This is a genomic window from Mesorhizobium sp. M7A.F.Ca.MR.245.00.0.0, assembly GCF_003997415.1.
Lineage (GTDB): Bacteria > Pseudomonadota > Alphaproteobacteria > Rhizobiales > Rhizobiaceae > Mesorhizobium.
Genome location: NZ_RZTE01000006.1, coordinates 165,749 through 183,115, shown reverse-complemented (window position 1 = coordinate 183,115; position 17,367 = coordinate 165,749). Strand labels below are relative to the sequence as shown.

Annotated in this window: 18 protein-coding genes; 6 read left to right on the top strand and 12 right to left on the bottom strand. The window is 61.6% G+C overall.

Annotation, left to right across the window (positions count from 1 at the left end; all coding sequences use genetic code 11):
* Positions 1-7: 7 nt before the first annotated feature.
* Positions 8-880, bottom strand: coding sequence for a phosphoribulokinase (locus EOB80_RS10110; RefSeq protein ID WP_027036917.1), 873 nt, complete (start codon positions 878-880; stop codon positions 8-10).
* An 8-nt stretch (positions 881-888) separates the two neighbouring features.
* The gene (locus EOB80_RS10105) at positions 889-1,935 is read right to left on the bottom strand and encodes a class 1 fructose-bisphosphatase (protein WP_127327534.1); all 1,047 of its coding nucleotides are present in this window, start codon (positions 1,933-1,935) and stop codon (positions 889-891) included.
* A gap of 124 nt (positions 1,936-2,059) precedes the next feature.
* On the opposite strand from EOB80_RS10105, the gene EOB80_RS10100 reads away from it, so the two are divergent.
* Complete coding sequence (locus EOB80_RS10100; protein WP_127319312.1) at positions 2,060-2,998, top strand: LysR family transcriptional regulator; 939 nt, start codon at positions 2,060-2,062, stop codon at positions 2,996-2,998.
* Between the two features lie 419 nt (positions 2,999-3,417).
* On the opposite strand, the gene EOB80_RS10090 is transcribed toward EOB80_RS10100, so the two are convergent.
* From EOB80_RS10090 to EOB80_RS10065, 6 genes are read right to left on the bottom strand one after another with little or no spacing between them, the layout of a single operon-like run.
* On the bottom strand, positions 3,418-3,993 hold the full coding sequence (locus EOB80_RS10090; protein ID WP_245466318.1) for a hypothetical protein: 576 nt from the start codon (positions 3,991-3,993) through the stop codon (positions 3,418-3,420).
* A gap of 53 nt (positions 3,994-4,046) precedes the next feature.
* Positions 4,047-4,883 (bottom strand): ABC transporter permease, encoded by an 837-nt coding sequence (locus EOB80_RS10085; protein WP_050580490.1) that lies wholly within the window; start codon positions 4,881-4,883, stop codon positions 4,047-4,049.
* Positions 4,884-4,918: 35 nt separating this feature from the next.
* The gene (locus EOB80_RS10080) at positions 4,919-5,707 is read right to left on the bottom strand and encodes an ATP-binding cassette domain-containing protein (protein ID WP_127327532.1); all 789 of its coding nucleotides are present in this window, start codon (positions 5,705-5,707) and stop codon (positions 4,919-4,921) included.
* 56 nt (positions 5,708-5,763) lie between these two features.
* Positions 5,764-6,207 (bottom strand): hypothetical protein, encoded by a 444-nt coding sequence (locus tag EOB80_RS10075; protein ID WP_127269840.1) that lies wholly within the window; start codon positions 6,205-6,207, stop codon positions 5,764-5,766.
* Between the two features lie 29 nt (positions 6,208-6,236).
* Entirely contained in the window at positions 6,237-7,208 is a 972-nt protein-coding gene (locus EOB80_RS10070) for a YVTN family beta-propeller repeat protein (protein WP_127327531.1), read from the bottom strand.
* A gap of 21 nt (positions 7,209-7,229) precedes the next feature.
* Positions 7,230-8,459: an ABC transporter substrate-binding protein gene (locus EOB80_RS10065; protein WP_127268108.1), complete on the bottom strand. Its 1,230-nt coding sequence runs from the start codon at positions 8,457-8,459 to the stop codon at positions 7,230-7,232.
* 250 nt (positions 8,460-8,709) lie between these two features.
* Here EOB80_RS10065 and EOB80_RS35190 point away from each other — a divergent pair, with 250 nt between their 5' ends.
* From EOB80_RS35190 to EOB80_RS10040, 4 genes are read left to right on the top strand one after another with little or no spacing between them, the layout of a single operon-like run.
* Entirely contained in the window at positions 8,710-10,539 is a 1,830-nt protein-coding gene (locus tag EOB80_RS35190) for a (5-formylfuran-3-yl)methyl phosphate synthase (RefSeq protein ID WP_127327529.1), read from the top strand.
* A 3-nt stretch (positions 10,540-10,542) separates the two neighbouring features.
* Positions 10,543-11,094, top strand: a complete 552-nt coding sequence (locus EOB80_RS10050) for a flavoprotein (protein WP_127268111.1) — start codon at positions 10,543-10,545, stop codon at positions 11,092-11,094.
* Positions 11,087-12,481 (top strand): DUF6513 domain-containing protein, encoded by a 1,395-nt coding sequence (locus EOB80_RS10045; RefSeq protein ID WP_127327528.1) that lies wholly within the window; start codon positions 11,087-11,089, stop codon positions 12,479-12,481. The genes EOB80_RS10050 and EOB80_RS10045 overlap by 8 nt, the downstream gene beginning before the upstream one ends.
* Before the next feature lie 4 nt (positions 12,482-12,485).
* Complete coding sequence (locus EOB80_RS10040) at positions 12,486-13,076, top strand: DUF447 domain-containing protein (protein ID WP_127327527.1); 591 nt, start codon at positions 12,486-12,488, stop codon at positions 13,074-13,076.
* Positions 13,077-13,096: 20 nt separating this feature from the next.
* Here the strand turns inward: EOB80_RS10040 and EOB80_RS10035 are convergent, their stop codons facing one another.
* Positions 13,097-14,134, bottom strand: coding sequence for a hydantoinase/oxoprolinase family protein (locus EOB80_RS10035; protein WP_127327526.1), 1,038 nt, complete (start codon positions 14,132-14,134; stop codon positions 13,097-13,099).
* Positions 14,135-14,179: 45 nt separating this feature from the next.
* Here EOB80_RS10035 and EOB80_RS10030 point away from each other — a divergent pair, with 45 nt between their 5' ends.
* Entirely contained in the window at positions 14,180-14,878 is a 699-nt protein-coding gene (locus tag EOB80_RS10030) for a HisA/HisF-related TIM barrel protein (protein ID WP_164762571.1), read from the top strand.
* Between the two features lie 137 nt (positions 14,879-15,015).
* On the opposite strand, the gene fae is transcribed toward EOB80_RS10030, so the two are convergent.
* From fae to EOB80_RS10015, 3 genes are all read right to left on the bottom strand, one after another.
* The gene (gene fae / locus EOB80_RS10025) at positions 15,016-15,522 is read right to left on the bottom strand and encodes a formaldehyde-activating enzyme (protein ID WP_013532036.1); all 507 of its coding nucleotides are present in this window, start codon (positions 15,520-15,522) and stop codon (positions 15,016-15,018) included.
* Positions 15,523-15,671: 149 nt separating this feature from the next.
* The gene (locus EOB80_RS10020) at positions 15,672-16,532 is read right to left on the bottom strand and encodes a triphosphoribosyl-dephospho-CoA synthase (protein WP_127327524.1); all 861 of its coding nucleotides are present in this window, start codon (positions 16,530-16,532) and stop codon (positions 15,672-15,674) included.
* Between the two features lie 11 nt (positions 16,533-16,543).
* Positions 16,544-17,367 (bottom strand): RimK family alpha-L-glutamate ligase (locus EOB80_RS10015; protein WP_245466317.1); only part of this gene is annotated, 824 nt, incomplete at its 5' end.

The following is a 17,367-nucleotide window of genomic DNA, read 5'->3' as shown; positions in this document are numbered from 1 at the left end:
ATCCTCCTCACGACACACGGCTCTTGCGTTCAATCAATTGCAGGATGAGCGGCGTCAGGATCAGTTGCATGGCAAGATCGAGCTTGTTGCCTGGCACCACGATGGAATTTGGCCGCGACATGAACGAGTCGTGGATCATCGACAGCAGATACGGAAAATCGATGCCGCGCGGATTGGCGAAGCGAATAACCAGCATCGATTCGTCGGGCGTCGGGATCCAGCGCGCGATGAACGGGTTGGACGTGTCGACGATCGGCACGCGCTGGAAGTTGATGGCGGTCTGCGAGAATTGCGGGACGATGTAGCGGACATAGTCGGGCATCCGGCGCAGGATCACGTCCATCACCGCCTCGGTGGAATAGCCGCGTGTCGAACGGTCGCGATGGATCTTCTGGATCCATTCCAGATTGATGACCGGCACGACCCCGATCTTGAGATCCGCATGCTTGGCTAGATTAATCGTGTCGGTGACGACACAGCCGTGCAGTCCCTCGTAGAAGAGCAGGTCGCTGGGAGCGAATTCGCGCCATTCGGTAAAGGTTCCCGGTGGCGTGCCGTGCTGCTTTTCCTCTTCCTCATCGTGAATGTAGGTGCGGGTCTTGCCGGTTCCGCGGCGGCCATATTCCGCGAACACCTCTTCGAGAATTCCGAGTTCGTTGGCCGCGGCATTGAAATGGGTGAAGTTCGGGTTGCCGGCCTTTTCCTCCTCGGCCACCTTTGCCTTCATCGCCGCGCGATCGTAGCGGTGGAAGGCGTCGCCTTCGATGAAAGCGGCCTCGATGTTCTCGCGCCGGAAAATCAGATCGAAGATGCGCTTGACCGAGGTCGTGCCGGCGCCCGACGACCCGGTGATGGTGATGATGGGGTGCTTGGCTGACATGGTGCTGCTCAGGCTCTGAACAGGCCGCGGCGGCTGAACAGCGGCGCACGCTCGCCGATGTTGCTCGGCTCTGTGTGGTAGCGGGTGATGCGCGCGACTTCCCGCGCCGACCCGAAGATCATCGGCACGCGCTGATGCAGGCTCTCGGGTTCGATTTCCAGGATGCGGTTGATCGCATCGGTGGCGGCACCACCAGCCTGTTCTATGAGATAGGCGATCGGGTTGGCCTCGTAGACGAGGCGCAGCCGTCCCTGACCATAGCCCTTGCGCCGATCGCCGGGGTAGAGAAAAACGCCGCCGCGCATCAATATGCGGTAACAGTCGGCAACCAGAGAGGCGATCCAGCGCATGTTGAAATCCTTCTCGCGCGGTCCTTCGGTGCCCTCCAGGCAGTCGTCGACATAGAGCCGCACGGCCTCGTCCCAGTGCCGGTAGTTGGCGGCGTTGATGGCGAATTCCTGAGTGCGTTGCGGAATGATCCGGCTTTCATAGGCCTGGACGAAGGTGCCGAGCCTTGTCGAGAAGACGAAGACATGCGTGCCGCTGCCGAGCGACAGGACGAGAGCCAGCTGCGGCCCATAGATGAAGAAACCGGCGCCTAGCTGGTTCACGCCCGCCTGCAAGAAAGAGGCGGCCGGATCAGCGTCCGGCGCGCCAGTTGCGGTCAGGAGCGAGAAGATCGTTCCGATCGAGACGTTGGTGTCGATGTTGGAAGAGCCGTCGAGCGGGTCGATCGCGATGGCGAGTGGCGCTTGCCTGTCGAGCAGGACCGGCTGCTCCAGTTCCTCGGAGGCGTAAAGCGCGACCGGCGCCCGGCGCATGGCGTCGAGGAAGATGTCGTCGGAGAAGACGTCGAGATCCTTCTGGACGTCGCCATCGGCATTGGCGCCACGGGTTTCGGCAAAGGCGGCGCCGAGCACCCCTTGATTGATGGTGTTGCGGACCTTGATGGCGGCCTGTGTCAACTGACGGACGGTCGTCACAACTGCCGAGCGGAATTCGCCAGGCTGGCCGAGATAGGAGTTCAGAAAAGCGTCGAGCGTTGCCGCTGGCATCGTAACCTCCCGGTCCGGCCGCATCTCCTCGGAGCGGCTGGACTGGAGGAATGGAAACAAACGTCGGGAGATAAGTAAAATTCAATAACTTTACTTAGCTAGTAAAAATAATTTAGCATGCGACATGAGGAACCTCACGCTCAAGCATTTCAAGACCGTCCAGGCAATCATCAAGTGCGGCAAAATTGTCAGCGCGGCCAAGATGTTAGGTCTGTCTCCTCCAGCACTGACAATCCAGTTGCGGCAAGTGGAGGAAGAATTCCAGCTGGCTCTGTTCGACCGAACGTCGGACGGCATGCGTCCCACTGCCGCAGGTCGGGCTTTCGTCGAGACAGCGCAGGTTATCGAGGAGCATCTCGGTTTGCTCGAAGACAAGATGGATGCCATCAAGGGCGTACGCACCGGCAGCTTGAGGCTCGGCGTCGTTTCCACCGCCAAATATTTCGCGCCGCGGCTGATGGCTGCGTTCATGAAGGACCATCCCGACATCGACATGCGGCTTGCCATCGGCAACCGTGCCCAGACGATCGACAACCTCAGGAACCACGACATCGATATCGCGCTGATGGGGCGCCCGGCGAAAGAGGTTCCGGTGCGTGCTTCGGTCTTCGGCGATCACCCGCTGGTCATCATCGCGCCGCCCGACCATCCGTTGGTCGCGGCCCGCGATATCTCCAAGGAGCGCATCGCCGAGGAGCATTTCCTTATTCGCGAGCCCGGCTCCGGAACCCGCATCTCGCTGGAAATATTCCTGAGCGACGTGCCTGGGCGCATCGACGACCTCGGTGTCGAGATGGCCTCGAACGAAACGATCAAGCAGGCGGTGATGGCTGGTCTGGGCATCGCCTTCATCTCTGCCCACACCATCGCTGCGGAAACCGAAGCAGGCCGGCTTGTCATCCTCGACGTTGTCGGCATGCCGATCCGCCGGCAATGGTTCTCGGTGATGCGAACCGATCACGCAATCTCGCCGGCCATGGCCACGTTCAACGATTTCCTGATGCGCAAGGGCGCGATGTATCTGCCCCTTTTCGGAAAGCTGTATCCAGACAAGGCGGGATGACATTGCACGAACGCAACGGATGAAAGTCCGGTGGAGAACGCCCGCGATCGTTGGTGTTATATAAGCGATATGTTATGTTGCAGTGCGAAAGAGCGGGGGCCACGTCCTTTCACACCCGTAAGTGATCTGTATGTGCAACCCCCTGCAGACTGTTCGGAAACCTCCCGGATAGGGTTCGGGAATTCGATGGGGAAAAGGGGTAGTGCTTTACACACTCGTTATGATGGTCTGCCTGACGGATGTACCGCGGACCTGCGAACAACGCGAACAAATGGTAGACGGTCTGGCCATGAATCCCGGGACTGCCTTCATGCAGGCGCAGCCGCTGGTGGCTCGGTGGATCGAGACGCATCCCGGTTATTTCGTGCAGCGCTGGCGTGTGCTGCCTGGCAGGGGGTCATGAGACAGGCGGCCCAGGTCTATTGCTTCACGACGAGCGTTTCCGAGACGGTCTTCGACAACTGGTAAAGCCGCTGCTCGATTATCGTGGGCACATCGCAGACATAAGTCAGCGACTGGACCCGTTCGGTGAAAATTCGCGTCGCGAAATTCAGCTGGTCGGTTCGCCGTTCGACTTCGTCCGGATCCGCATCGGCCTTGGCGCGCAGCGCGTCGACTTCGGATGCTTCCTTGCGCAACTGTGCCGCCATTTCGAGCTGTTTGTGCGCATAGCGGGAGATGCCGGAGATCACGTGCGAACGCTCGGCGTCCATATGGTCGAACATTCCCTGCACCAGCATCGTCATTTTTGGTGCGACCTGCTCGGGCGGCAGGGAAGTCGCGAAATCCTTGATCTCTTTTTGGGCTTCGGCAATCGGCGTCCGCCGGGCCGCCACCGCTTCGACAAGCGCCGACACACGGGCATCCTTCGCCCAATCTTTCGCGGTCGCAGGAAGCTCCGGCCCATTCCAGATCTGGCCAAGCGAGAGCCGTGGCACCTTACGCTGTATGCAGGGCCAGTCGGGATCGGTGTTTGCCGCGCCGGCGCCTCCCATCGAGCCAAGCGTGGCGACCACAACGAGAGTGTGAACAAGTCTCATTCGCGCCATCAGGCGTTTCCTCCCATGTCCTGCTTGCGGATCACCAAACCGCGCGAAGGGTCGTATGCGATAATGGCGCCGCCCAGAAACAGCAGCGTGCAGCCGGCCACGACGCCCAGCGACAGCCATTCGATCTGCCCGTAGAAGGCAAAGCGGATCAGTTCGACGGCATAGGTGAACGGGTTGCAGAGGCAGATTTTGTAGAGCAGCGGGCTCGCCTCCTGGATGCGCCACAAGGGATACAGCGCCGGAGACGCGAAATAGCCGGGAAAGATGACGAAGTTCATGATGCCGGCGAAGTTTTCGAGCTGCTTGATCAGCGAAGACAAAAGCATGCCGAGCGCGCAAAGCATCATGCCCGACAGGAACAGTGCCGGCAGCACATAGAGGTAGCCGAGTGGCGGCGCCTTGACGCCCCACAACCAGGCAACGATCAGGAACGCGTAGACCTGCACGATCGATACGGCCACGCCGGCGAGCATCTTCGACACCAGCAGGAACCAGCGCGGAAACGGGCTGACCAGCAGGATGCGCATGTTGCCCATCTCGCGGTCGTAGACCATCGACAGCGAAGACTGCATGCCGGAAAACAGCAGGATCATGCCGCAAAGGCCCGGCGTGATATAGACCTCGTAGAGCACATAGGTCTTATAGGGTGGGATGATCGACACGCCGAGCACCTGGCGAAAGCCGGCGGCGAAGATGAACAGCCAGACGAGCGGCCGGACCAGCGAGGAAATAAAGCGTTCGCGCTGGTGCAGGAAGCGCAGGCATTCGCGCAGGACGACGCCTTTCAGGCAAATGAGATAGTGGCGCAGGCCGAATGGTTCAGACCGCACTGGCATGATGCCGGCGAGCTTTCCAGGCATCGCAGGAGCGCTCATGGCGACGTCTCCGCCATGCCCGCCGCATCGACGCGGCTGAGCTTCGAAAAGGTTTCGCGAATCGAACTTCCACCATTCGCACGGATCACATCCGACACCTTGCCGCTCGCGACCAGATCACCCCGCCGCAGTATGACGACATGGTCGGCGTCTTCGACTTCGTCGATCAGATGCGTGGCCCAGAGCACGCCGATGCCCTCGGCTTGGACGAGCTTGCGGATGGTGGCGAGGATGCCCGCGCGAGACTCGATGTCGAGGCCTACGGTCGCCTCGTCAAGCAGGAGCAGGGAAGGGCGGTGCAACAGCGCCCGGGCGATTTCGATGCGCCGCATCTGACCGCCGGAGAGGCTGCGTGCCTTGTCATGCTGGCGGCCCTGCATGTCGACCGCTTCAAGCAGCGCGGCAATGCGCTGGCGAGCGTCGCGTCCGCCAATGCCATGCAGCGAGGCGTGGTATGAGAGATTCTGGTAGACGCTGAGGTCGAGGTCGAGCGTGCGTGCCTGGAACACGATGCCGACGCGTCTGAGTGCTTCGCCGGATGCGCGGCGAATGTCATGGCCGAAGATGCGGATCGATCCGTGACGCGTGTCGTAGAGGTGGCTTATCAGTGAGAACAGCGTTGTCTTGCCGGCCCCGTTGAGGCCGAGCAGAACGGTGAAAGTCGCCGGCGCGATCGAGAAGGAGACGTCGTTGAGCGCCCGCTTCTGGCCATAGGAATGGCTGACGGCACCGACATCGAGCGCCGCCACCTCTTCTCCCGGACCGCTTGTCCTCATATGCTGCATGCCGGGCCGCTCCTTCAGGACGCGTTGGCTATCTGGCGCCTTGATCGCCTTTTGTCTCACTTGATCGTAATCTTGCCCTTCAGTCCCTTGTCGGCAAGGTCGGGAACCGACCAGGTATATTCGCCCGGGCGAACGGTATGGAACTGCACCTGGATCGTTCCCGCGTCGTCGAATTCCAGCCAGGCTGGTCCGCCGTCCATATGCACTTCCAAATCGTTGATGACGATCTGGTCCATCCAGACATTGCGGAAGAGGTCGGTGACGAACTTGTATTCGAAACCGCCCTTGGAGGTGATCTTCCAGCGATAGCCCTGGCCGGCGATCAGCTCGAAATCCTTCTGATTGACGGCGTAAGTGGAATCGGCCGAACCGATAATCAGTTCCGGCAGGTTCTTGCTGGCACGCGACGGTTTTGGTGTTGCGTCGTCGGCGCTTGCTCCGGTCGGAGCAAGGACGAATCCGGCGAGCGCGGCGAAGAAAAACCTGCGGAAAAGTTTCATGTCTTGAGCCTCCCGATGATCAATGTCTGCTATTTGATCGAAATGACCACACCCCAGGGCTGCTGGCCCACGGTGAGCGATTGGACCGGCTCGTCGGTGGCCGTGTCGATGAAGGTGATATCGTTGGAATTGCCATTCGTGGTGATCAGCGTTTTCTGGTCGGGCGTGAAGGCCAGATGCCAGACACGCTGGCCGACGAGGATGTATTTCTCCACCTCGTAGGTGTCGGTATTGATCACCGCGACATGGTTCGCCGGGCCGAGCGCGACATAGGCTTTCTTGCCATCGGCGGTGATGGCGATGCCTACCGGCTGGATGGTTTCGGCCCGCAGCCCCTGAATCGCGAACTGGATCTTCTTCACCACTTCGCGTTTGGCGTTGTCGATGACGCTGACAGTGCCACCGACCTCGGCGCTGACCCAGACCTGCGAGCCGTCGGGCTTGAAGTCGGCGAAGCGCGGGCGCGTGTCGACCAGCACGTTGTCGGTCACCTCATGCGTGCCGGTGTCGATGAAATGCGCCATGCTGGTGGTTTCCGAGGTGTTGACCATGGTCTTGCCATCGGGGCTGACACCCATGCCTTCCGGTTCCACGCCGACCGGAATCTCGGCCAGGACCTGCTTGCTTTCGACGTCGATGGCGGTGACGAGATTATCGTCCTCATTGGCGACATAAAGCGTCTTGCCGTCCGGCGAGAGCACGAACAATTCGGGATCGGGGCCGGATGGCAGCGTACCGACGATTTCAAGCGTCGCGGTATCGATGATCTGGACCGTATCGTCATCGCTGGCGCATAGGTAGACGAACTTGCCGTCATGCGAGATGGTGATGCCGCGAGGTCTCTGGCCGACTTCAACTGTCTTCACCACCTGCATCGTCGCCGTGTCGACGACGGTCATCGTGTTGTCCTTCTCGTTGGAAACGTAGGCCGTATAGGCCGATGCCGGACTGGCCGTCAGGCCGGCCGCGAGAATGGCGAATGCGCAAGCTCGTTTCTGCACGCAAATTCCTCCCGATTGACTCTACTTGAGAGCGCATTTCGTTTCCGGCTGATCGACACCGAGCGTGTCGAGTTCGGAGACCTGGTGAAGATAGCCCTCTTGTGGCGATGTCGAGACGACGGACTTGGTATCGCCAAGCAAGATCGGCTGGCGAAGCTGGAGGTTCCATTTGCGGAAGGTCAGCTTCTGCCCCTTGAAAGCAGCAACCGAAAAGTCGTCCGAGCGCATGTAGTCGCTGATCTTTTTCGCATCGTCGCCCTTGGTGCGCGTGGTGGCCTCGCCGACGGCACGCACCGCCGTCCAAGCCGACATGTCCTTTGAAAGCATCCGCCGGCTCGCCGTCTTCAGGAAGCGGCTCTGCATCTGGATACCGCCCCATTGTTCGCTGGCGGGATGCCACGACGATGCAACCAGACCGGCCGTGCCGGCGACCAGCCGCGGCGTCCAGGTGCGATAGGGCACGTAGGTCCCGAAAACCTCGCTTTCGTCGGCGACAAGCACCACGTCATGCTCCGGGAGATCTTGCGTGAACACGGAAATCTGCTGCTGTATCTGCGTGGCGCCGGTGTCGGTGCGCCTGGCTGTGCCCGTATCCTTGAATTCCTTCTCGGCGACGATCTGGCCGCCGAAGCGGGTTGCCGCGCGGCGCAACGCATCGGCGTAGAGACGATCCTGCTCATGCGACCCATAGAGCAGCACCCAATTCGGCCACTTCTTCACCATGAGATACTGCGCCAGCGCATCGGCCAGCATGCTGCGCGTCGGCGCGACATGGAAAACGTTGACGCGGCAGTCCTCCTCGCGAAGGCTGTCGTCGGTGGCGCCGACGTTGAAGATCAGCACGCCTTTGTCGCGGGCGATGTCGGCGATCGACAGCAATTGTTTGGCTGAAAGATCGGCGACCACATAGCGGTCGCCCTTGGCGATCATGCCTTCGAATGCCTGAACCGCGTCGCCGTCGGGCTTGATCTCGGTCACGTCGAGGCTGAATTTCTGGTTGGTGAACTTTCCGGTCGTATTGTTGTCGCCGATCGCCACCTCGGCGCCGGCGACACCTTCGTCACGTGGCGGCAGGTCGAGCATGGAAAGCGTCAATTGCGGTGCGTAGGCCCGCAAATAGCCTATCTTGATTTCGGTTGTCTTTTTTTCCGGCTTCGCCACCGTTTCCTGGCCTGTCGCGTCGGAAACGTTGACGGTCAGGGAAAAAAAGCACAAAAAGGCAGCGAGAGTGCCTGGCACCGCGCTCGTCATCGATAGTAATTACCCATTCTTGCGCAAAGGTTCGACGGTTGCCGGACCCGCGCCAAGTCAAGGTGCCCATGATCAACTTAGCCGACCCGCAAAATTTATCAAACCCTATCGGAAGACTTTTCGCGCCTGCCAGAACGGTGCGGAAGGTCGCCGGCGTCGATTCGCATGGCAACACCGGCGAGACGTGGCGCAGGGGGATCGACTGCCTCGATAAAAACGTCTTGTCCTCCAAACTGGAGAAACTGTTCAAATGACCAGAATGCTGGCAAGCGTCACCGGCATCGAAGAGGCGGAGATCGCTCTTTCTGGAGGTGTCGACATCGTCGACATGAAGGACCCGAAGGCGGGAGCTCTGGGCGCGGTGTCCACGGAAACCATGCGCCGAACGATTTCGTTCATCGCTGGTCGGGCTCCGGTCAGCGCGGTCTGCGGCGACCTGCCGATGGAGCCCGAAACGATCCGCATCAAGGCCGAAGAGATCGCGGCGACCGGCGTCGACTATGTGAAGATCGGATTTTTTCCTTCGGCGAATATCTCTGCCTGCGCACAGGCGCTCGAACCGCTCGCCGCACGAACGAAGCTGATTGCCGTGCTGTTTGCCGATCTGGCGCCGGACTTCGAGCTTCTGCCGATATTCGCCAGGCATCGCTTCCATGGCGTGATGGTCGATACCGCGCAAAAGGGGAAGGGCCGGCTGCTCGATCATCTGCCGCCGGAGCGTATTCCGGGATTCGTCGACCGAACGAAATCGCTCGGTCTGATGGTCGGCCTGAGTGGATCGCTGGAAGCTCCGGATATTCCGCGCCTATTGCCTTTCGCTCCCGATTTTCTCGGCTTTCGGGGGGCGCTGTGTGGCCATTCCGGTCGCACGAGTTCGATCAGCGCCGAGGCGGTCTCGCAGATTCGAGAGTTGATCCCGGCGGAATCCGGGACCGGCGGTCAATCGAGTATCGACTATCGCCTGTTGGCGGCGAGAGGCTATTCGCCGGACACCGACCCGACATTGGGCACGGACAGGATTTTTGTGCGGGATTTTGTTCTGCCGGTCCAGATCGGTGCCTACAGCTTCGAGCATGGCCATACTCAAAAAGTGCGCTTTGATGTGGCCGCCGACGTGCTGCAAATCACCGACCATCCCGAGGACATGCGCCATGTGTTCTCTTATGACATCATCATGGACGGCATTCGCACCATCGTCGCGCGGGGACATATCCAGCTCAGCGAGGCTTTGGCCGAGCAGGTGGCAGCGCACGTCCTGGAGAACCAGCGTGTCGTGCGTGTCACGGTAAGGGTGGAGAAGCTCGAGCTCGGCCCTGGCGGCGTCGGCGTCGAGATCGAACGCAAGCGCCAATCGGCGGGACGCGGCGCTGCCTCCGGCACTGCCGGCCGAAAAGACCGGAGCGTTGTTTTCCGGCCGCGCCAGGAACGCCCCGAAATGCTCCGACGGGCCATCGTCAAGCTTGGCGGCAGCACGGCCCATGCGGCGGAGATGAAGAGCTGGATCGCAGCGCTGGCGGGTTCCAGGCTGCCGATCGTCATCGTGCCCGGCGGCGGCCTCTTTGCCGACCATGTGCGCGAGACGCAGACACGCATGGATTTTTCCGACGCCGCCGCGCATGCCATGGCGATCCTGGCCATGGAGCAGTTCGGCCATGTCATCCTCGACCGGGACGAAAGACTGACGCCGGCACGGTCGCTGGACGAGATCGGGCGAGCGTTGGAGGCGGGCAAGGTTCCGGTGTGGCTGCCGTCGTCACTGGCACTGCCGGCGCTGGATGTTCCGGCCTCGTGGGACATTACCTCCGATTCTCTGGCCGCCTGGCTTGCCGGCAAGCTTGGCGCAAACGCGCTGTTGCTTATCAAGCAGACCGGTGCATTCTTCGATGGCGATACCGCTGACAGCCTGAGGACCCGAGGCATTGTCGACCCCGGCTTTGCCGCCATGCTGCCCGACGGCGTCGATTTCCATCTCGCCGGTCCGAAGGATGCTGCCGAGGCCGGCGCGATGCTCGCGTTGGGCAAGCTGCCCGGCACCAGGATCGTGGCTTCAACAGGGTCGTCGGCAAAGAAGGCGGGATAGCCGATGGTGAAGCTGCATGTGCCGCGCTGGGCATGGGTTTTGACGGGTTCCGGGCATTTCTTTACGGAGAGCTTCGCACTTGTTCGCCAACTCGAACATTGCGATGTCTTCGTGTCGAAGGCTGCCAACGAAGTGTTGCGCATGTACAAGCTTAAACTTGATTTCCCGGAGACGACGCGCGTGCTGCACGACAAGACCGCGAGTGCGATCCCTGTCGGCGAATTCTACCACGGTGTCTATCACACGGTCGTGGTGGCGCCGGCCACGTCCAACACGGTCGCCAAATGCGTGCATGGCATTTCGGACACGCTCGCCACCAATGTCTTTGCCCAAGCCGGAAAGTGCCGTGTGCCAGCCATCGTCTTTGCTTGCGACACCGCGCCGGAACTCGAGACCCAGGCACCGCACGGGCTGGTCAAGGTCTATCCGCGCAGGATCGACCTGGAAAATACCAAGCAGTTGAAGAGTTTCGAGCGGACCCAGGTGGTCGAATCGCTCGCTGATCTCGAAGCCTCGCTCACACGGCGCCGGGCCGAACTCGCAAGCGATGGCTGAGCGGCTGGTTTTTCTTACCGGCCATCTGGCCAAGGCGCGGCTGGAGCGGCTGCTGGCCGGGCTGGGCAGAACCGCATTCGCGTGGGAAATCGTCGACGTCGGCGTCAAGGTCGCCGCGCTGATGAGCGAGGAAATTGTGAAGCGTCGGCTCACTCTGACAGGAGACGTCGACCGCGTCGTCCTGCCCGGACGCTATCGGGGAAACATCGAGCACCTGTCGGAGCATTTCAGCGTGCCCTTTGTGCGCGGCCCCGACGAGATCGCTGACCTGCCGGCCTTCCTTGGCCGGGCGGGCAAACCGCCGGATTTGACGCGTCACGATATGCGCATCTTCGCCGAGATCGTCGATGCGCCAATGCTGTCGGTCGAGGCGCTGATGGCGAGGGCCTCGATGTTGGCCGCGGCCGGCGCCGACGTCATCGATCTGGGCTGCCTGCCGGAGACGCCGTTTCCATTGCTGCCGGAGGCTGTGCGAGCGCTCAAGGCACGGGGATTTATGGTCAGCGTCGATTCGGCCAGCGTGGACGAACTGACGATCGGGGCACGCGCCGGCGCGGACTATCTTCTCAGCCTCGATGAGAACACGCTGCCGTTGATCTTCGACCATAGGGCTACGGCAGTGTTGATACCGTCCACGCCCGGCGATCTGGATTCGCTCGGCCGGGCCATCGAAGCCGCGCAAAAGGCCGGCGTTGCCTTCATTGCCGATCCCGTGCTCGACCCGATCCATTTCGGCTTCGCCGTTTCACTCGGGCGCTTCATCGAGGCGCGGCGCCGCTGGCCGGACGTCGAATTGCTGATGGGGACCGGCAATCTCACCGAATTGACCGACGCGGACAGTTCCGGTGTTACGGCCGTTCTAGCGGGACTCTGCTCGGAACTCCGGATCCGAAACGTGCTGGCGGTGCATGTCAGCCCACACACGGTGCGGACGATCGAGGAGCACGATATCGCCCGCCGCGTCATGTTGGCTGCTTGCACGGACGGCGCGTTGCCGCGCGGCTATCACCCAGGCCTGTTGCAGGTCCACGATCGCAAGCCTTTCACGGCCTCAACCGACGATATCGAGGCATTGGCGGCCCAGGTGCGCGACGCCAACTTCCGGATCGCGGTAGCGGAGGACGGCATCCATGTTTTCAATAGCAAAGGGCATGCGGTTGCCACGGATGCGTTCGAACTTTTTGCCGGGCTGGACATCAACGCCGATGGCGCACACGCTTTTTATCTCGGCGCGGAACTGATGAAAGCGGAGATCGCGTGGCGCCTCGGCAAGCGTTATGTGCAGGACGAACCGCTCGCATGGGGCGTTGCCGCGCCGGCTCCTGAAACCGACCGTACCCGTCTTGCCGAGCCGGGCCAGACGCTCCGCGCAAGGAAAGAGCGCTAGGATCATGCCCTACATTCGCGAATCGATCATCACGACGGTCAACAAGGCAGGCGACGTCCACATCGCGCCGATCGGTATCATTGCCGAGAATGACGGCTGGGTGATTGCGCCGTTCCGGCCGTCGGTCACGCTCGACAATCTCGCCGAAGTGCCGTTCGCCATCGCCAATTATACCGACGACGTGCGTGTCTTTGCCGGCTGCCTGACAGGCCGCAAGCATTGGCCAACCGTTCCGGTTGACGGGTTTCCGGTGCCGAGGCTGGAGGCGGCGCTGGCGTATTCGGGTCTCGAAGTCCAGGCGGTCGATGACAATGGCGTGCGCCCCCGCCATTTCTGCCGCGTGGTGCGGGAGGAAGCGCTTGCGCCGTTCACCGGCCTCAATCGAGCCAAGGCGGCGGTGCTTGAACTGGCCATCCTGGTCAGCCGGCTCGGCATGCTGCCGCGCGACAAGATCGAGGCGGAAATCGCCTACCTTTCGATTGCCATCGAAAAGACCGCAGGCGAGGGCGAAAAGGAAGCCTGGGGCTGGCTGATGCAGCGTGTCAGCGATCACTTGACCGCCAAAGATTCCGGGAGCGAGGACGCGCCGGCATAGGCGCGAGCGCCGCAACCTGCTTACGAAGGATATCCCGCCAAAAGCGCTACCGCGGACGCAGGTGCCGCGCTGCTCGCTTGCCCTCGAACGGTGTCATCCGCGGGGATGATGTCGGCGAAATCGACGTAGCTGCGTTCCATGCGTTCGGCCAGTCGCCTGATCTGCCAGCGACCGATTCCGGCCCCGACGATCGGGACATCCCGCGGCAAGGTCCCGGCAACCAGAGACGCTGCATCGTGCACTTTGCGCAGTTGCTGCTCGCTGAACCAGCGCGCGACTTCACCCCATTCCGGCGGGGTCAGGTCAGTGGCGTCGCGCCCCACCATGCGCGCCAGCCGCGCGATCGAGCCGTCCACGGTCTTTTCCTTGCCGTCGGCGGGAGGGTGCCTGTCGTCGTCCTCGTCGAGCACGCCTAGGATGCGGTGCGCGTCGGCGATCGAGGCGAAATACTCGTTCATCAGCGGCGTTAGCCTGCCATTGACGGGAGCCGACGAGGCTACGCCGAACAGGAATGTCCTGGTAAAGCCGGTATAGACCAATTCGCCGGTTAGAAGCCGTCCGGCATCGGTGTAGCCGTCATTGGCCACGGCGCCGTTCTTGATGGCAATGATATCGGTGGTGGTGGAGCCCATGTCGACGAACAGGGCATCGCCGGCGAGTTTTGCCACCAACAAGGCTGTCGCGTGCCAATTGGCAGAAGCCACATCGGCGCCTAGCTGCGCTGCCTGCTCGACCCCGACGAAACCGGATGGTCCGGCATAGACCAGCTTTTTGTCTGTGGGGAAATGGGTGGAAATCTGACCCAGCAGAGCCGCTACGCCGACATCGCGGGACGGAAAGATGTCCGACAGTTCGCCTGTCATGGTGAATGCGTTGAGATCCGCACCCGCGTAGATCGGAGCCGTTTCGTCGAGGGCTGAAGCCAGCTTGTGCAGGCCTTGCCAGAGCGGCGTTGCGATCGTTACCGCCTCGACGATGCGACCGTCTTGTGCGCGGGTCACCTTCAGATGCGCGCCGCCAATGTCGAAACCGGCAATGATGCCCTTTCTTTTTTCCACGCTTCAAGCTTTCATGACGGGGGCAATTGGTCGGTGAGAAAAGCGTTGCGTATCATTCCGGTTCTCGACCTGAAGGACGGCGTGGTGGTTCGCGCCCAGCAGGGAAAACGCGATCGCTACAGGCCGATCGTTACGCCTCTCAGCCGAAGCCCCGATGTCGTCGCGGTCGCTGAAGGACTGCGTGGGCTTTATCCTTTTTCGACCTTCTACATCGCAGATCTGGACGCTATCGAAGGCGGAGCGCCAAACAGCGACGCACTCGCCCGGCTGAGGACGATGGCGGAGCCGCCGGAACTTTGGGTCGATGCCGGCGTGGCCGACGAAAAGACACTTTTGGCGGCGCTTGCCGAACGCTCCCTGTCTCCTGTTCTGGGCTCTGAATCGCAGCGGGACGACATGTTGCTGCGGCGTTTTTGCGATCATCCCGATCTCATCCTGTCCCTTGATTTCATCGGCGATAGTTTTTGCGGACCGCGTTCTCTTCTCGAAGAGCCCGAGCTTTGGCCGCAAAAGGTGATTGTCATGACGCTGGCCAAGGTCGGTGCGGCCGCCGGCCCTGACTTCGGGCTGCTGCAGGAGGTCAAGGCCAAGGCCGGAAATCGCGCCGTCATCGCGGCCGGCGGCGTCCGAGATGAGGCCGACATCAGCGCCTTGTCCGCGATGGGTGTCGCCGCGGCGCTGGTCGCAACCTCATTGCACAACGCTACGCTCACACCCGGCCGCCTCGCGTCACTCGGCGCCTGATCATCGTTGCTCGTCACCTCCCGAAGGACGTGCGCCCTTCGGGAGGTGACGTTTCAAAAGCCCAGAACTTTTTTCAGCCGGCGCAACAGACCATCCGTCTCAGAAGAGGGTTTTTCCTGTGCGGGGCTGTCTCTTGTCTAGGCTGCGAACGGATGCTTGACCTTGTCGCGCTGGGCCGTTGCTTCGGCGGCGGTCGGGGTTCCTGCAACGGCGCGCTGGATAGCTTCCTTTGTCGCCTCGTAATTGTATTTCTGGATCTTGGCGTCGTCCGCCGCGTCCCAATGGATGAACACCCCGACGCAGATGAACACGTCGTCCGCTTCGTTGGCCGGAATGGTCCCGTCCGCAACGCTGTCCTGCACGGCCTTTGCCACGGCGTGCTGCGCCGGGCCGAACATCTGGACCGCCTGCTTGGCGCCCTTGATCGTGACCTTGTTGAACATCACGGTGTTGGGTTTGCATTGAAGATTGGGCGCGATCACCGCCAAAAGCGAAGTAAAGCCATCCTTGTTGTTGGTAAGCGCGTTGCAGAATGCCGTTTCGACCGCGCTCCCCCGCGGGCCGATGAGCAGGTCGACATGCGCGACTTCGTTGCCGTCTCCCACCAGCGATTCACCGACCATAACCTTTGATATTTTTGCCATGCCAATTTCCTCCAAGACACAATTATGATGTCCACGGACGCTGCAACCGAGCAGGCGCTCGATGGACAGCTATCCTTGTTGGCAGCGTCCGGATTTGCCCGGACCGGTTGGCTAGATAGCCGCGGAAGCACAGCTTCCGCTTTTGGAAGTCAAGCACCAACGCCGCGATTATGCAAGGTGAGGGCGAGGGTGTGGACTAAAAGAGTAGCCACGGTGAGGTCGGCCGAGGTGCCGGGATTGATGTTGTCGGCCTTCAGCCGGCGGTCGAACTCCATGAGCAGGCGAATGCGCGACGGCTCGTCGCCCTCGGCATGGAGCGCCGCCTGAACGGCAATGGCTTCCTGCCGCGCTTGATTTGCGACGTCAACGCCGTGCTTGCGCATCACATGGCTGTCGGGGAAGCCGGCGAGAAACGCCATGTAGACGAATACCGTCGGCCACATGCCGGTTTCTCCACGTGCCAACGCTCCATCCAGCGCAACGAGCCCGACCCCGAACACGTCGCCGAAACAGCTGCCGTACTGGCGGGCGATCATGTCGCGGTCGGCGGCCTCCCGCATCGCGTCCAGCAAATGGACCTTCGGCTCCTGCCGCACATCGTTGGCGGCTTCTCCCAGGCCGCCTGGCGCGGCCGTGACGATCGCCTCGAATACCGCCTTGGTATCCTGCACGCTCAAAGCCCGAAGCAGCAAGTCGAGATTGTCCTGCAGTCTGTCACCGCCCATTTCGGCGGCGCATATCAGTGGCCCTGCCAGAAGGATGATTCCGAGATTGGTATTGGTTGCGACCGCCAGTCGGGTCGCGCGCACGGCCTCCAGCATGCGCTGTCCGACCGGCAGACGAGGATCGGTCAGCGGCCCGGAGGAAACCTCCGCACTCATCATGAACTGGGCGGCGGACATTCCGTGTCCGTCGGCGAACAGATGGACGTTGCCCGGTTTGAGGGCTTCGATCTCCATCCTGCAGGCATCCTTGTAGCTGGCCCGGAGGCGTTCACGCGACAGCGCCATCCTACCGGCCCTCACGAATTCGCAGGCGCGGCAAAACGGTAGGGCCGCGGCGCGGCGGCCGCTTCGGCACGGTCGGCCAGGAGTTTCAGCAAGGCATCGGCGATTGCCTCGGCGATATTCACGGCGACCACCGATTGCAATCCCGACCAGGCGGGCATGCTGTTCACTTCGAGTATGAACAGATTGCCGTCGTCAGCCCGCACGATGTCCACGCCGGCAAAATCCGCGCCGACCGCGGCTGACGCAGCGACAGCCAGCGAGGCCAGTTCCGCCTTGCCATGGTCGGAAACCTGTTCCGGCACGCCGCCCCGGTTGACGTTCGTGATCCAGTCGTCGCTGATGCGGCTCATCATCGCCACGGTCTCGCCGGCGCAGACAAAGACGCGAAAATCCCGGAAAGGCGGACCGGCACGCGACACATATTGCTGAAGGTAGTAGACGTTGTTTACTTCGTCTGCGGCCGGCAGGTCCGAGAGCGTGCGGATCAGCTTTATCCCGCGGCCTTGCGCCCCGAACAATGGTTTCAGCACCAGCGGTCCCCGCGGAAGCTCTTGCGCCGCGATCTCCGCGGCGGCAGCAAGTCCTTCCACGGCAAAGGTGGGTGGCGTGGGGAGGCCGGCATTTTTCAAGAGGAATGTCGTCATCGACTTGTCGACGCAGTGCTCGATCGCCTGCGCGGAATTCCACACGGGAACCGACAGTCTGCTTAACGCGTGCAGCACGCCGAGGCGCCGGGTAATCGCTTCGAACGATCCGGCGGCGATCGAACGGACGACCACGACGTCGGGCAGCGTGCCGCCGAAGCCAGGGATCGAAAGCCCGCTCGGGCCGCTGG

What these genes read in the sequence shown, in the direction of transcription:
- EOB80_RS10020 (WP_127327524.1), bottom strand. Translation starts at nt 16,532, where the DNA reads ATGGCGCTGTCGCGTGAACGCCTCCGGGCCAGCTACAAGGATGCCTGC.
- EOB80_RS10110 (WP_027036917.1), bottom strand. Translation starts at nt 880, where the DNA reads ATGTCAGCCAAGCACCCCATCATCACCATCACCGGGTCGTCGGGCGCC.
- EOB80_RS10085 (WP_050580490.1), bottom strand. Translation starts at nt 4,883, where the DNA reads ATGCCAGTGCGGTCTGAACCATTCGGCCTGCGCCACTATCTCATTTGC.
- fae (WP_013532036.1), bottom strand. Translation starts at nt 15,522, where the DNA reads ATGGCAAAAATATCAAAGGTTATGGTCGGTGAATCGCTGGTGGGAGAC.
- EOB80_RS10080 (WP_127327532.1), bottom strand. Translation starts at nt 5,707, where the DNA reads ATGCAGCATATGAGGACAAGCGGTCCGGGAGAAGAGGTGGCGGCGCTC.
- EOB80_RS10065 (WP_127268108.1), bottom strand. Translation starts at nt 8,459, where the DNA reads ATGACGAGCGCGGTGCCAGGCACTCTCGCTGCCTTTTTGTGCTTTTTT.
- EOB80_RS35190 (WP_127327529.1), top strand. Translation starts at nt 8,710, where the DNA reads ATGACCAGAATGCTGGCAAGCGTCACCGGCATCGAAGAGGCGGAGATC.
- EOB80_RS10075 (WP_127269840.1), bottom strand. Translation starts at nt 6,207, where the DNA reads ATGAAACTTTTCCGCAGGTTTTTCTTCGCCGCGCTCGCCGGATTCGTC.
- EOB80_RS10105 (WP_127327534.1), bottom strand. Translation starts at nt 1,935, where the DNA reads ATGCCAGCGGCAACGCTCGACGCTTTTCTGAACTCCTATCTCGGCCAG.
- EOB80_RS10100 (WP_127319312.1), top strand. Translation starts at nt 2,060, where the DNA reads ATGAGGAACCTCACGCTCAAGCATTTCAAGACCGTCCAGGCAATCATC.
- EOB80_RS10040 (WP_127327527.1), top strand. Translation starts at nt 12,486, where the DNA reads ATGCCCTACATTCGCGAATCGATCATCACGACGGTCAACAAGGCAGGC.
- EOB80_RS10045 (WP_127327528.1), top strand. Translation starts at nt 11,087, where the DNA reads ATGGCTGAGCGGCTGGTTTTTCTTACCGGCCATCTGGCCAAGGCGCGG.
- EOB80_RS10090 (WP_245466318.1), bottom strand. Translation starts at nt 3,993, where the DNA reads ATGGGAGGCGCCGGCGCGGCAAACACCGATCCCGACTGGCCCTGCATA.
- EOB80_RS10050 (WP_127268111.1), top strand. Translation starts at nt 10,543, where the DNA reads ATGGTGAAGCTGCATGTGCCGCGCTGGGCATGGGTTTTGACGGGTTCC.